Annotated in this window: 11 protein-coding genes; 6 read left to right on the top strand and 5 right to left on the bottom strand. The window is 67.4% G+C overall.

What is annotated here, in order from left to right:
- Window positions 1–27 precede the first annotated feature (27 nt).
- The 3 genes from NSQ78_RS07175 to agp all read left to right on the top strand — a co-directional run bounded on the left by NSQ78_RS07175 (window position 28) and on the right by agp (window position 4,874).
- On the top strand, window positions 28–1,590 hold the full coding sequence (locus NSQ78_RS07175; RefSeq protein ID WP_064237974.1) for a serine hydrolase: 1,563 nt from the start codon (window positions 28–30) through the stop codon (window positions 1,588–1,590).
- Window positions 1,591–1,744: 154 nt separating this feature from the next.
- Window positions 1,745–3,577 (top strand): multidrug efflux ABC transporter SmrA, encoded by a 1,833-nt coding sequence (gene smrA / locus NSQ78_RS07180; RefSeq protein WP_064237975.1) that lies wholly within the window; start codon window positions 1,745–1,747, stop codon window positions 3,575–3,577.
- Window positions 3,578–3,644: 67 nt separating this feature from the next.
- Window positions 3,645–4,874 (top strand): bifunctional glucose-1-phosphatase/inositol phosphatase, encoded by a 1,230-nt coding sequence (agp, locus tag NSQ78_RS07185; protein ID WP_064237976.1) that lies wholly within the window; start codon window positions 3,645–3,647, stop codon window positions 4,872–4,874.
- Window positions 4,875–4,883: 9 nt separating this feature from the next.
- Here the strand turns inward: agp and NSQ78_RS07190 are convergent, their stop codons facing one another.
- Together NSQ78_RS07190 and NSQ78_RS07195 are read right to left on the bottom strand one after the other, a co-directional pair.
- Entirely contained in the window at window positions 4,884–5,882 is a 999-nt protein-coding gene (locus NSQ78_RS07190) for a polysaccharide lyase (protein WP_064237977.1), read from the bottom strand.
- 145 nt (window positions 5,883–6,027) lie between these two features.
- A complete protein-coding gene (locus NSQ78_RS07195; RefSeq protein WP_064237978.1) occupies window positions 6,028–7,836 on the bottom strand; it encodes a DUF885 domain-containing protein in 1,809 nt (602 codons plus the stop codon).
- Between the two features lie 112 nt (window positions 7,837–7,948).
- Here NSQ78_RS07195 and NSQ78_RS07200 point away from each other — a divergent pair, with 112 nt between their 5' ends.
- Both NSQ78_RS07200 and NSQ78_RS07205 read left to right on the top strand, forming a co-directional pair.
- The gene (locus NSQ78_RS07200; RefSeq protein WP_049470176.1) at window positions 7,949–8,305 is read left to right on the top strand and encodes a GFA family protein; all 357 of its coding nucleotides are present in this window, start codon (window positions 7,949–7,951) and stop codon (window positions 8,303–8,305) included.
- Window positions 8,306–8,337: 32 nt separating this feature from the next.
- The gene (locus NSQ78_RS07205; protein WP_049441426.1) at window positions 8,338–9,117 is read left to right on the top strand and encodes a DUF4349 domain-containing protein; all 780 of its coding nucleotides are present in this window, start codon (window positions 8,338–8,340) and stop codon (window positions 9,115–9,117) included.
- 31 nt (window positions 9,118–9,148) lie between these two features.
- On the opposite strand, the gene NSQ78_RS07210 is transcribed toward NSQ78_RS07205, so the two are convergent.
- Together NSQ78_RS07210 and NSQ78_RS07215 are read right to left on the bottom strand one after the other, a co-directional pair.
- Entirely contained in the window at window positions 9,149–9,442 is a 294-nt protein-coding gene (locus NSQ78_RS07210) for a hypothetical protein (protein WP_005415831.1), read from the bottom strand.
- Window positions 9,443–9,510: 68 nt separating this feature from the next.
- Window positions 9,511–10,455 (bottom strand): LysR substrate-binding domain-containing protein, encoded by a 945-nt coding sequence (locus NSQ78_RS07215; RefSeq protein WP_064237979.1) that lies wholly within the window; start codon window positions 10,453–10,455, stop codon window positions 9,511–9,513.
- 115 nt (window positions 10,456–10,570) lie between these two features.
- Here NSQ78_RS07215 and NSQ78_RS07220 point away from each other — a divergent pair, with 115 nt between their 5' ends.
- The gene (locus tag NSQ78_RS07220; protein WP_053506845.1) at window positions 10,571–11,443 is read left to right on the top strand and encodes a DMT family transporter; all 873 of its coding nucleotides are present in this window, start codon (window positions 10,571–10,573) and stop codon (window positions 11,441–11,443) included.
- 578 nt (window positions 11,444–12,021) lie between these two features.
- On the opposite strand, the gene NSQ78_RS07225 is transcribed toward NSQ78_RS07220, so the two are convergent.
- Window positions 12,022–12,924: a peptidylprolyl isomerase gene (locus tag NSQ78_RS07225; RefSeq protein WP_064237980.1), complete on the bottom strand. Its 903-nt coding sequence runs from the start codon at window positions 12,922–12,924 to the stop codon at window positions 12,022–12,024.
- Window positions 12,925–12,990: the final 66 nt, after the last annotated feature.

A 12,990-nucleotide genomic window follows, 5' to 3' on the forward strand; every position in this document is an offset into this window, starting at 1 on the left:
GCCACCCCTGTTCGGAGATCGTGCTGCATGAACACCTGGATTGGAGGAGCCGTGCTGCTGGCGTGCACGACCATGGCGAGCGCGGCGACCCCCCCGCCGCTGCAGGATCTGGATGCGACCGTCGAGCGCGTGCGCGCGCAGTTCGACGTGCCCGGCATCGCGGTGGCCGTGGTCAAGGACGGCGAGGTGGTGCTGGAGCGCGGCTGGGGCGTGCGCGAGCAGGGCAAGCCGGAGCCGGTGCAGGCCGACACGCTGTTCGCCATCGCCTCCAATACCAAGGCGTTCACCGCCACTTCGCTGAACCTGCTGGCTGAGGACGGCAAGCTGAAGATGGACGACAAGGTGATCGAGCACCTGCCATCGTTCCGCATGTCCGATCCGTTCGTGACCGGGCAGATGACGATCCGCGACCTGCTCTCGCACCGCAGCGGACTGAGCCTGGGCGCCGGCGACCTGCTGTTCTGGCCGACCACCTCCTACAGCAACGCCGAAGTGGTGGAGCGGCTGGGCAGGGTGCCGCTGAAGGGCGGTTTCCGCGAAAACTACGCCTACGACAACATCCTGTACGCGGTGGCCCAGCAGGTGATCGAACATGTCTCCGACATGAGCTACCAGCAGTTCCTGCAGACCCGCATCTTCGACAAGGTGGGCATGGCCGGCACGCGCTACAACGCCGACCACCTGAAGCCGGGCGACAAGGCCGCGGTCGGCCACGCCAAGTACGATTTCAAGGACCTGCGCACCGTCGCGCCGCTGACCTGGTCGAACAACGCCGGTGCCGGTGGCATCTATTCCAGCGCGCACGACATGGCGCGCTGGATGCAGGTGCAGCTGGCCGAGGGCAAGCTTGCCGATGGCACGGTGCTGTTCAGTGAAAAAAGCCAGCAGCAGATGTGGCGGATGATCACCCCGCAGTCGATCCCGGCGCCGAGCGTGCCGGAGCTGGCACCGGCACGGGCCAATTTTGCCGGCTATGGCGAGGGCTGGAGCCTGAGCGATTACCGTGGACGCAAGCTGGTCTGGCACACCGGCGGCTGGCCGGGCATGGTCTCGCGGCTGACCCTGGTGCCGGGCGAAAAGCTGGGCGTGGTGGTGCTGACCAACCAGGAAGTGGGCGCGGCGTTCAACGCGATCACCCTGAGCGTGCTTGATGCCTATCTGGGCGGCGACAAGCACGACTGGGTGGACGCCTATGCCAAGGCCGTGGCCAAGGGCCAGGACAAGGCCGACGAGGCCTGGGCCAAGCACCAGCGTGCGCGCGACGCCGGCAGCAAGCCGTCGCTGGCGCTGGCCGGCTACACCGGCACGTTCCGCGACCGCTGGTACGGCGACATGCAGATCAGTGCCGAAGGCAAGGGCCTGCGCCTGCGCTTCATGAAGACCGCGCAGCTGAGCGGCCGCCTGGAGCACTGGCAGCACGACACCTTCATCGTGCGCTGGGACGACCGTTCGCTCAACGCCGACGCGTTCGTGAACTTCAGCCTGGATCCGGATGGCAAGGTGCGCGAGGTACGGATGCAGTCGATTTCCGACCTGACCGACTTCAGCTTCGATTTCCAGGACCTGCTGTTCACCCCGGTCAGGGAGTGAGGCTGGTGCCGGCCGCTGGTAAGCAACCCGATGATCCGCGGATGTCGCGAGGCTGCGCCCAGCGGCCGGCACTACCGGAGCCGCGGGCGACCGTCGGCTGGCGTACACATCCGTCGTGGGATACTCCGCCGCTTGCAAGAGGCGAGGGAATGCGATGTTCCGTTGGTTTGAATCCCTGATTCCAGTGTTCCCGCCCGTGGATGGGCGCATGCCACCGCGCAAGGTGCTGCCGTTCTACCTGCATTACCTGCGCCCGGTGTGGCCGGTGCTGCTGGCGACGCTGATCGCCGGCCTGCTGCTGGCGCTGGTGGAAGTGGCGATGTTCGATTACCTGGGCCGCATCGTCGACATGGTCGCCGAGCAGCCCGGTGCCGATTTCTTCAGGCGCCACGCCAATGAACTGGGCTGGATGCTGTTCATCACGGTCATCGCGCGGCCGATCCTGGTCGGCCTGCACAACCTGCTGGTCAACCAGGCCATCGTGCCCGGCCTGAGCAACCGCTCGCGCTGGCTGATGCACAACTACGTGGTGCGGCAGAGCCTGAGCTTCTTCCAGAACGACTTTGCCGGCAGCGTTGCCAACCGGGTGATGCAGACCGGTACCTCGCTGCGCGAGTCGGCGGTGCAGATGGTCGACTCGCTCTGGTACATCGTGGTCTATACCGGCACCGCGCTGTACCTGTTCGCGCAGGCCGACTGGCGGCTGATGGTGCCACTGATCGTGTGGCTGCTGGCCTACGCGGTGATCCTGGTCTACTTTGTCCCGCGTGCGAAGGAACGGGCCTGGATTGCGTCCGAAGCGCGTTCCAAGGCGATGGGCCGCATCGTCGATGGCTACACCAACATCCCCACACTCAAGCTGTTCGCCCACGGCGGACGCGAGCAGGCCTACGTGGCCGAGTCGATCCAGGAGCTGGCAGTCAAGCACCGCGCGCAGACCCGGGTGACCACCGGCATGGACCTGACCATCGCCATCGTCAACGGTTTCCTGATTGCCGGTACCTGTGGCCTGGCCCTGTGGCTGTGGAATGGCGGCCACATCACCGTCGGCGCGATCACGCTCGCGACCGGCCTGGTGATCCGCATCCACAACATGTCCGGCTGGATCATGTGGACCATCAACGGCATCTTCGAGGACATCGGCACGGTACAGGATGGCATCACCACCATCGCCCAGCCGCTGACCGTGCAGGACCGCGAGGATGCGGTACCGTTGCAGGTGACCCGCGGTGGCGTGCACTTCCAGGACATCCACTTCCACTATGGCAAGAAGGGCGGCGTGATCGCCGGCCTCGACCTGGTGGTGAAGCCGGGTGAGAAGATCGGCCTGGTCGGTCCCTCCGGCGCCGGCAAGTCGACCCTGGTCAACGTGCTGCTGCGCCTGTACGACCTGGAAAGCGGCCGCATCCTGATCGATGGTCAGGACATTGCCCACGTTACCCAGGAAAGCCTGCGGCAGCAGATCGGCGTGGTCACCCAGGACACCTCGCTGCTGCATCGCTCGATCCGCGACAACCTGTTGTATGGCCGTCCAGACGCAACCGAAGAGCAGTTGCGCGCTGCCGTGGCCAAGGCGCGTGCCGAAGCCTTCATCGACACGCTGGTGGACGGGCAGGGGCGTCGCGGCTACGACGCGCATGTCGGCGAGCGTGGCGTGAAGCTCTCCGGAGGCCAGCGCCAGCGCATCGCCATTGCCCGCGTGCTGCTGAAGGACGCCCCGATCCTGGTGCTGGACGAAGCCACCTCGGCGCTGGACTCGGAAGTGGAAGCGGCGATCCAGGACAGCCTGGATGAGCTGATGGGCGGCAAGACGGTGATCGCGATCGCGCACCGGCTGTCGACCATCGCGCGCATGGACCGGCTGGTGGTGATGGACCAGGGCCGCATCGTCGAGACCGGCAGCCATGCCGAGCTGATTGCCGCCGGTGGCCTGTACGCACGGTTGTGGGCGCGGCAGACCGGTGGTTTCGTGGCGGCCGATCAGTAACGGTTTCGGGGTCGGATCCCTTTCAGGAGGAAAGGGCTCTGACCCCGGCGTGTCTCAGGAGACCTGCATGATCCGATGCCTGCGCCCACTGCTGCTGGCACTTGGTTTGGCCACAACGGCCGCAGCCGCGGCGACGGCACCCGTGCAAGGCGAACAGCTCGAGCAGGTCGTCCTGCTCAGCCGCCACAACCTGCGCGCGCCGGTGGTCGCGTCGGGCGCCCTGGCCCATGCCACGCCAGAGCACTGGACACGCTGGGACGTAAGCCCCGGCGAGCTGACCACCAAGGGCGGCGTGCTGGAGGTCTACATGGGCCGCTACATCGGCCAGTGGCTGCGCCAGGCGCAGCTGCTGCCGGGGTCGGGTTGCCCGCAGCGGGCTGACTTCCACGCCCATGCCAACAGCCTGCAGCGCACCCAGGCCACCGCGCAGTTCTTCGTTGCCGGCGCATTCCCGGGTTGTCATGTGGAGGTCGAGCAGCGCATGGCGCTGGGCACGATGGATCCGTTGTTCAATCCGGTGATCCACCGTGACGACGCGGCCTTCCGCAAGCGCGCGCTGGCGGCAATGCAGCAGGCGCTGGCCGCAGCAGATCTGGCACCGGCACTGTCCGTGGTGGAGGCGATCACCCTCTACCCGCAGTCGGCGGCCTGTGCAGGGCGCAGCGACTGCCATCTGACGCTGGCCGACACGACCTTCAGTGCGGAGCCGGGCAAGGAGCCACGCGCTTCGGGTTCACTGGCACTGGCCAGCGGTCTGGTCGATGCCCTGCTGATGGAGCATTACCAGGGAAGTGGCGTTCCGCGCGAAGGTTGGGGCCGCTTGAACGCGGAACGCCAATGGCAGGCGTTGGCGCAGATCCGTAACGGTTACCAGGACATCCTGTTTGGCACCCCTGACGTGGCACGGGACGTGGCCGCGCCGCTGCTGGCGGAGCTCGATGCCTTGTTCGACGATCCGGCGTCGCCCAGGGTGAGCCTGCTGGTCGGCCACGATTCGAACATCGGTTCGGTGCTGGCGGCAATGGGAATCGGCGACTACCGGCTGCCAGGGCAGTACGAGAAGACGCCCATTGGTGGCCTGCTGCAGTTCGAGCGTTGGCGTGACCGCCGGAGCGGTGGCGAGCGGTTCCGCTTGGCCTACGTCTATCCGACCTCCGCGCAGCTACGCGATGCCGTGCCGCTGACCGAGGCGCAGCCGCCGGGGCGCGTCGTGCTGTCCTTGCCAGGCTGCAATCGGCAGGGCTGCAGCCCTGCGCAGTTCAAGCACCTGCTGCAGCGGGGCCGTCGCTGGAACTGAAACAGAGGGCTATCGCAGCGGTGTGCGCACGATGCCATGCGTGGCCATCAGCGTGAGGTCGCCGCCCAGCCGTGGCGAGTGGAACGGTCCGCGCGCATGCGCGGCGTCGAACACGCCGCCATCCGGTGAGCGCAGGCGGTAGAACTCGACCCAGCCGCTGGCCTGCAGGGGCAACTGGGCAACGCCGGTGTGCTGGTTGAACCATGCAGGGTCCCTGCTGCCTTCGATGACCCGTCGCGCCAGGCGGTCGATCGCGTGATCCCTGCTCGCATACCAGTCCTGGCCGCGCAGACGCGCCAGCTCGGCCATCATCACCAGTGGCGCCAATGCGTAGTCGTGGTAGTGCAGGGCCCGTTGCCCGCGGGCCATCTCCAGCGGCAGGCTGCCATCGTCCTGGATGTCATCGATGCCCTTCTGGAACGCGGCGTGGCCGGCCTGCCACAGCGCATCGTCGTCGGTGGCCAGTCCGGTGGCCAGCACGCCCAGGCCACCCCAGTAGTAGTGGTTGTTGCGGCGCCGTTTCGGGTTGTCCCAGTACGCCAGGTTGGCCCGTGCCAGCTTCTGCAGCCAGGGATCGATGCGCGCACGCTGGTGGCCATCGGCCTGGTCGTGCACTTTCAGGTAGGCCATCGCCACTGCATCGAGCATCCATTGCCGCATGTAGAACGACTGATCGTTGTTGACCCGGATCATCTGCCCGAGCATGGCGCCATCGTCGGCCCACGCCCCCAGCCAGTTCAGCGTGCACTGTGCGGCTGCCGGGTCACCGTCGCGCAGGTAGTCATCGCTCATGCGCGCCACGTCGGCGGCATAGCGGTCCAGCGGTGCAGTGGCGTCCTTGTTCTGCTGCTGCAGTGCCGGGTCGATCACCGAGCCGACCTTGTCGGTGTAGTAGCCAAGCGCGCGGATGTCCGGCTGGCCGGGCGGCGGCGCGGGGCAGGCGGCGAAGGCACCCGCACTGGCCAGCAGCGTGGGCAGCAGGGCGAGGCGAAGCAAGGGGAGAGACATTGGAAACCGGCGGAAGGAGGAATCCGGCGAACGATGCGCCTGGCCATGTTGCCGGCACGTGATGCGGAGATGGCCTGGCGATCCCCCACAAACAGATCGGCCCGGGTTTCCCCGGGCCGCTCCGCTTCATCTCACACCGTCCCGATCACTCGATCGGCTGGTCCAGCATCAGCTGGCGTGCGAAACGCACCGGCGGTGCGCCGTAGGACAGCATCTGGTCGTGGTAGGCCTTGAGGTTGAACTTGTCGCCCAGCTTCTCCTGCACCGCCTTGCGGGTGTCGAAGTGTTCCTGCGCGCCGACGAAGTAGGTCGGCAGCTGCGCCGAGGTCAGCTGCGCACGCACCCACTTGCCGGCCGCTTCGCTTTCCTGCTGGAACGCGTCGTGGGTCATCAGGTGCATCGCCTTCTCGCGATCCCAGTTGTCCACGTGCACGCCCTGGTCGAGGATCGCGTTGGAGATCGTGCGCAGGTAGAACTTCAGCTGCACCAGGTGGAACAGCGGGTCGTTGTTGAGGTAGCCCTGCTCCTGCATCATGCGCTCGGTGTAGACCGCCCAGCCCTCGGCGAACAGGCCCGAACGCAGCACCGCACGCAGGGTGGAGGGGAACTTGGCCGAGTGCCAGCCTTCCAGGTAGTGGCCCGGAGTGCCTTCGTGGATGCTCAGCAGGTGGATCATGCGCGAGTTGTACTCACGCAGGAACGAGTCGACCTGCTTCTCGTTCCAGTCGTCCGGAATCGGCGACACGGCGTAGAAGGTCTTCAGGTTCTTGTCCAGCGGGCCCGGCGAATCGCAGTAGGCCACGGCCACGCCGCGCTGGAATTCCGGCATCAGGATGATGTCCACCGGCGCGTCGGGCAGGGTCATCAGGTCGTGTTCGCGCACGAATGCAGTGGACTGCGCCAGCGCAGCCTTGGCGTCGTCGACCACCTTGTCGCGTGCCGGCTTGTCGGCGTAGGCCAGTTCCAGCGCGGCCTCGATCGCCTTCTGCTGCTGCTCGTCGGTCGGCTGGGCCGGCATCTCCGGCGCCCCCGGCTTGTCCTTCAGCACGGTCTGCGCGATGCCGTACATGTCCTGGCGAACGCGCGTCAGTTCGGCGCGCGCACGCTCACCGATCTGCTGGCGCGACAGCGAGGAGTTCAGCGCGAACTTCAGCTTCTGGTCGTACTTTTCCGCACCGATGCGGAAGTCGCCCTTCGCATTGGGTACCAGCGTCTTGTCCAGCCAGGTCTGCTGCTCGTCCACCGCCTTCTTCAGGCCCTCGATGGCCGCCTGCAGACGCTGCTGGTCGGCCTGCGGCAGTTCGCCGATGTGCGGGGTGATGAAGGTATCGACGATGCTGAGGATGCCCTTGTTCTGCTTGGCCACGGTCTCGGCGTGGATCTTCGGCACGCGGGCCGGATCCAGGTTCTCGCGCGCCTGGGCGAAGATCGCCGGCAGCTTTTCCATGCGCGCGGTGGCCGACTTCAGGCGTTCCGGTAGCGGCGCGAACTCACGCGCCATCAGGCCATAGATCGCACTGCCGGCGATGCCGTTGTACAGCTGCGGGTCCCACTTGCCGGACTGCAGCACTTCGGCGTTCCAGATTTCCGACTGCAGCTGGTTGCGCAGGATCGCCGCGTCCACCTGGTTCTCGCGGCCCAGCTTGGCCACATCGATCTTGTCCAGCTCGCCCAGCAACGCCTTGTAGGCGTCCACGGTCTTCTGCTGGCCGGCGGCGCTCAGGTCGTCCAGTTCGCTGTCGTAGCGGTGGTCACCGATCTGGGTGGCGCTGACCGGCGACAGCTGCATCCAGGTGTCCAGCGCGCGCTTGGACAGATCGGCGAAGGCGGCGTCGACCGCCGCGTCAGCGGCCTGCTGGCCGGCGGCCGGGGCGGCAGCGGTGGTCGGGGCGTCGGCTGGCTGGCAACCGGCCAGCGCAGCGACCAGGGCGAGGGCAAGAAGATGCGGGCGCATCGGCGTTCCTGTACAGGGGCAAACCCCGAGCATAGGGCCCTCGGGCTGCTTTGTCCCCGTGCCATAGGATTACCATGGACACAGACAAGGACCCTCCAGCGGAGCGCAGGACATGCAATACCAGGGAAGCTGCCATTGCGGCAGGATCGCATTCACCGTACAGGCCGAGGCGCCGATCAGCGACGTCCTCGACTGCAACTGCTCGCTGTGCCGCCGCCGCGGCGGCCTGCTGTGGTTTGCCCCGCGTGAGGCGTTCGAGCTGGTCACCGATCCGGCGGACGTAGCCACCTACCATTTCAACAAGGCCCACATCGACCATCACCACTGCCGCACGTGCGGCATCGCACCCTACAGCGAGGCGGTCGACCCGCGTACCGGCACGCCGATGGTGGCGGTGAACGTGCGCTGTGTACCGCAGGTGGATCTGGCCGGTCTTTCGGTCACCTCTTACAACGGAGCCGCACTGTGACGGGCGCGCGCGCCTGGACGCGCAGCCTGACGATGCCGGTAGTGCTGCTGGCATTGGCGGGCTGCGCCAAGCAGGGCGACATGGCCGCCGATGCGGGCGCCCCGGCCGCCGAGGCGGCGGTCGCGTCGCCGGAAGGTGCGTTCCTCGCCTATGAACATGACGTGCAGGTGCAGCTGGAGGCGGCGAAGATCGCACCGCGCATCCAGCAGATCGCCCAGGCCTGCCAGAGCGCGAAGTTCGGCGACTGCGCGGTATTGCAGGTCGACCAGCGCAGTGGCGAACAACCCAGCGGGGAGGTCAAGGTGCGCATTGCGCCGAAGGGCGCCGAGCCGCTGATTGCGATGGCCGGTGAGGGCGGCACGCTGCAGTCGCGCACCACCCGCGCCGAGGATCTGGCACAGGCCGTGGCGGACACGGCGCTGACCAAGGCGCGGCTGGAGAAGGAACACGCCCGTCTGCTGTCCTACCAGGACCGCAAGGACCTGAAGATCGAAGACCTGATGGCGATCACCACGCGCCTGTCGGAAATCGAGGCCGGCGTCGAGCAGGCCAACAAGGACGCCGCGCAGCAGCGTCGTCGCATCGATACCCAGCTGGTGACGCTGCACTTCGAGACCACCTCTGGCCAGCGCAGCCGCAGCGAGATCGGCGAGGCGCTGAGCGAATCGGGCGGCATCCTCGGCAGCAGCATCGCGTTCCTGATCCGCGCGGTGGCGGCCCTGCTGCCGGTGGGCGTGCTGGCCCTGGTCGTGGCCTGGGGGGCCCGCGCGTGGTGGCGTCGCCGCCGCCGCACGCTGCCGCCCAACGTCTGAGGTCAAGGCTGATGCCGGCCGCCGGCCGGCATCAGCCCTCGTCGGTCTCGTACTCGACGAACACATCCAGCTCCAGCGCCAGCTCCTGCACGGCGTCGCGTACCTTCTGCGCGGTGCTTTCATTGCCGACTTCCACTTCCAGCTCATGGATGCCGGGGCCGATGTCGTCGGACAGCCCGGCCGAACTGGAATCGTCGTCGTCCATGTGTGGCATCAGGTCGTCGGTTTCCTCGACATGTTCGATGCCGTCCAGGCCGAGCAGCAGGTCGCTGATGGCACGGGCGTCGTCTTCGGTTCCGGTGATGCGCAGTCGCAGCATGGCCATGGCGTAGGTACGTTGTGGAGGTGCACGCAGCCTAGCCAGCATCGGGCAAAGAACGGGTGAGGGCGAAGTCAGGCAAGCGTGGCCGGGCGGCCGAGCAGGCTTTCCGGCAACGCCGGAACCGGCGTGCGCTCGTCCTGCGCCTGTTCCAGCAACCAGTCGATGAACAGGCGTGCGGCGGGGCTGGGAGGCTGTCCCTCGGCGTGCACCACGTGATACGCGTAGCGCGCCTTCAGTGCGGGGCCGGGCAGGCGCACCACCTCGTAACGCTGCAGGTAGGGCTGGGCGATATGGGTGCGCGCCAGCACCGCGCCCATGCCATACACCGCCGCACGCATCGCATCGGTGCTGTCGGCGAAGGTGTGCATCGGTGGCAGCGGCGACGGGGGGCGCACGCCGGCGTGGCGGAACCAGTCGCGCCAGCCCTGCGGTGACAGGTCGGTGAGCAGCGGCAGGTCGGCGATGCGCGCCGGATCGAGCAGCGTTTCGACCCCGGCCAGCGCCGGTGAGGCCACCGGGAACAGGTAGTCATCCATCAGGTGCTGCGCACGCAGGCCCGGCCATTGGCCCAGCCCGTAGCGGATGCCGACTTCCGGTCCGTTGTCGTCGTAGCGATCCAGGCCGCTGCTGGTGTGCAGCTCGATGCGGATATGCGGATAGGCCTGCGTGAAGCGCGGCAGCCGGGGCAGCAACCAGCAGTAGGAGAGCGAGCGCAGCGTGGTGATCCGCAGCGGCACGCTGTCGGCATCCGGATGCAGGTGGTGGGCCACCGCCGCAACGTCGGTGAAGGCCGCGCTGGCGGCATCGGCCAGCTGCCGGCCCTCGGCGGTCAGGCGCACGCCGCGGGCGTGGCGCAGGAACAACCGGGTCTCCAGCACCTCCTCCAGGCGGCGCACGTGATGGCTGACCGCGCTGGCGGTCAGGTGCAGCTCCTGCGCGGCCTGGGCGAAGTTCTGGTGGCGCGCGGCGACCGCGAACACGGCCAGTGCGGGGAGCAGGGAAGGGCGTAGCTGCATGTCCAGCCTCAAACCATACTTGTGGCTGGCAGCGATACTACGCGCTTGTGCGGCGGGCGTCTGCGCCTGATCCTGTACGCCTTGACCAGGAACAGACGATGGACGGAGGCAGGGCATGAATGCGGTCCCACAGGCGGCCGAGCGCGACTGGCGCACGCCGCTGGAATTGACCCTGCTGGGCGCCATCTGGGGTTGCTCGTTCCTGTTCATGCGGGTGGCGGTGCCCTCGTTCGGCCCGTTCGCGCTGGTCGAGCTTCGGCTGGTGCTGGGTGCGCTGGTGCTGCTGCCGTTCCTGTGGCGCGCCCGCGCACAGTTCCCGCCACGGCGCTGGCTGTGGCTGGCACCGATCGGCCTGATCAACTCGGCGCTGCCGTTCGTGCTGTTCGCCTACGCGGCCGAGCAGGCACCGGCCGCGATCGGTGCGATCTGCAATGCGATGACCGTGCTGTTCGCCGCGCTGATCGCGTTCCTGTTCTTCGGTGAAAAGATCGGCATGCGCCGTGCGGGCGCGCTGCTGGTCGGCTTCGCCGGCGTGGTGGTACTGGCCACGGCCAAGGTCTCGGGCCTGAGCATCGGCACTGCAGTGCTGGCCGGTGCGGCGGCCTCGCTGCTGTACGGCCTCGGCGTGAACCTGGTGAAGCGGCACATGACCGGCCTGCCCTCGGCCGCGGCCGCTGCGGCAACGCTGTCGTGTGCCTCGCTGTGGATGCTGCCGATGGCGGTGACCCACTGGCCGCAGGCGGCGATTCCACTGAAGGCCTGGGGCGCAGCGATCGCGCTGGGCGTCGCCTGTACCGGCCTGGCGTTCCTGATGTTCTACCGTCTGATCGGCCGCATCGGCCCGTCGCGTGCGTCGACGGTGACCTACCTGATTCCGCTGTTCGGCGCGGCGTTTGCGTGGTTGTTCCTGGGTGAGCCGGTGACGCTGCAGATGCTGATTGCGGGCGCGTTGATTCTGGGTAGCGTGGCGGTGAGTCAGAAGGGCTGAGGTGTTGGCGTTTTGCGCGTTGCGCGTGCTGAAGGTGCTTCACTGTTCATGGGCGTCACTTTTCTTTTCGCGCGAAAAGAAAAGTAACCAAAAGAAACGCGCCGCCAGGTCGCGAGCCGCCGTGCTTCGCACGTCGGTCCCCTGCGCTTCTCGGTGAATCCGGGGACGGTGCCGAACTCGCTGCGCTCAGACATCGGCACCTCTTCGCCCCTGATTCCCCTGCGATGCTCGGCTCACTCAAGGCGGACCCAAGGTCAAGAGCCACAGCTGCACGACGATGCTTGGTAGTGCCGGGCTGGGCCCGGCGAGCGAAGCGACCGCTTCTGCCTTTGATCTTGGATCCGCCTTGAGCGAGCCGAGCACCGCAGGTCCGGCGAGGGCGAAGAGGCGCGGGTGTCTGAGCGCAGCGAGTTCCCGCGCCGTCCCTCGACGGGCCGAGGAGCACAGGGCACCGATGCGCAGCATCGGCTCGCGGCTGGCGGAACGTTTCTTTTGGTTACTTTTCTTTTCGCGCGAAAAGAAAAGTGACGCCCATGAACAGGGAAGCACCTTCAGCACGCGTCACGCGCAGGAAACCATCACCGCACCGGCACCGGAATATTGCACAGATCGATATGCCCGGCCGGACGCTTGTAGAAATCATCCACGCGATTGCGCCGCGCCTCCACCGTATCGGCGAAGGTCTTCGAGTCGGTACGCAGTACCTGGATCGGCGTGCGCTCGGCCGCCGGCACGTCGCTGGCGCGGCGGATCGATACGATCGGGGTACGCAGTTTCGGGTCGGTGTAGAAGCCCATCGGCGCCGGCCCACGCGGCGTCGCGCTGAGCAGCTCCATGCCCTTCAGCACGCGACCGACCAGGGTGATGTTGCGGTCCAGCTGGCGCGGCGACTGCCCGGTCACCACGTACAGTTCGGCGCCGATGCTGCTGTCCTCTTCGTTGCTGCGGCCCGCGCCTAGCATGCCGTAGCAGTGCGCCAGCCAGGCCTTGCCGGCCTGCGGGTCCTGGCCGACCGGGAAGCCGTCGACGAAACCGGTCTGCGCGGCCCAGCCATCACGGTCCGGCAGCACGCTGACCTTCAGGCCGGCGCTGGCCCGCTCGAACTCGGCCGGCAGCGTGCGTGCGGCACTGCCGAACGGCTTGGCCTTGGCTGCGTCATCGGCGTCGGCATCGCCGAACTGCACCACGAAGTTGTCCTGCGAGCGGTAGATGCTGGTGCCGTCCCAGAAATGCTCGTGGGCGAAGGTCTGGATGTTGGCGACATGGCGCGGTGCGAACTGCGGTGCCAGCTCGATGATGACCCGACCGGCCGGCAGGTCCATGTACAGCAGGTTGGCCGGTTCCGGGGTGCGCCAGTCGCTGGCCGCCGAGGCGTCGAGGATCTGCTGCGGGCTGCGGTAGGGCGTGGCCGCGCTGGCGAGGGCGGGCAGCAGGCAGGACAGGGCGAGGGCGGTCAGGGCAAGGCAACGGCGGTGCGGCATGGGAACCCCGGAACATGAACGAGGCTTCGATTCTGCGCGAGCCGCGCAGTCGCGCCAACCGGCAGA

Origin of the sequence: Stenotrophomonas sp. FSL W7-1447 (assembly GCF_037966425.1) — a bacterium.
Lineage (GTDB): Bacteria > Pseudomonadota > Gammaproteobacteria > Xanthomonadales > Xanthomonadaceae > Stenotrophomonas > Stenotrophomonas pavanii.

Coding starts and splice junctions, on each gene's coding strand:
- NSQ78_RS07205 (WP_049441426.1), top strand. CDS start 8,338: ATGCCGGTAGTGCTGCTGGCATTGGCGGGCTGCGCCAAGCAGGGCGAC.
- smrA (WP_064237975.1), top strand. CDS start 1,745: ATGTTCCGTTGGTTTGAATCCCTGATTCCAGTGTTCCCGCCCGTGGAT.
- NSQ78_RS07195 (WP_064237978.1), bottom strand. CDS start 7,836: ATGCGCCCGCATCTTCTTGCCCTCGCCCTGGTCGCTGCGCTGGCCGGT.
- NSQ78_RS07190 (WP_064237977.1), bottom strand. CDS start 5,882: ATGTCTCTCCCCTTGCTTCGCCTCGCCCTGCTGCCCACGCTGCTGGCC.
- NSQ78_RS07225 (WP_064237980.1), bottom strand. CDS start 12,924: ATGCCGCACCGCCGTTGCCTTGCCCTGACCGCCCTCGCCCTGTCCTGC.
- NSQ78_RS07215 (WP_064237979.1), bottom strand. CDS start 10,455: ATGCAGCTACGCCCTTCCCTGCTCCCCGCACTGGCCGTGTTCGCGGTC.
- NSQ78_RS07220 (WP_053506845.1), top strand. CDS start 10,571: ATGAATGCGGTCCCACAGGCGGCCGAGCGCGACTGGCGCACGCCGCTG.
- NSQ78_RS07200 (WP_049470176.1), top strand. CDS start 7,949: ATGCAATACCAGGGAAGCTGCCATTGCGGCAGGATCGCATTCACCGTA.
- NSQ78_RS07210 (WP_005415831.1), bottom strand. CDS start 9,442: ATGGCCATGCTGCGACTGCGCATCACCGGAACCGAAGACGACGCCCGT.
- NSQ78_RS07175 (WP_064237974.1), top strand. CDS start 28: ATGAACACCTGGATTGGAGGAGCCGTGCTGCTGGCGTGCACGACCATG.
- agp (WP_064237976.1), top strand. CDS start 3,645: ATGATCCGATGCCTGCGCCCACTGCTGCTGGCACTTGGTTTGGCCACA.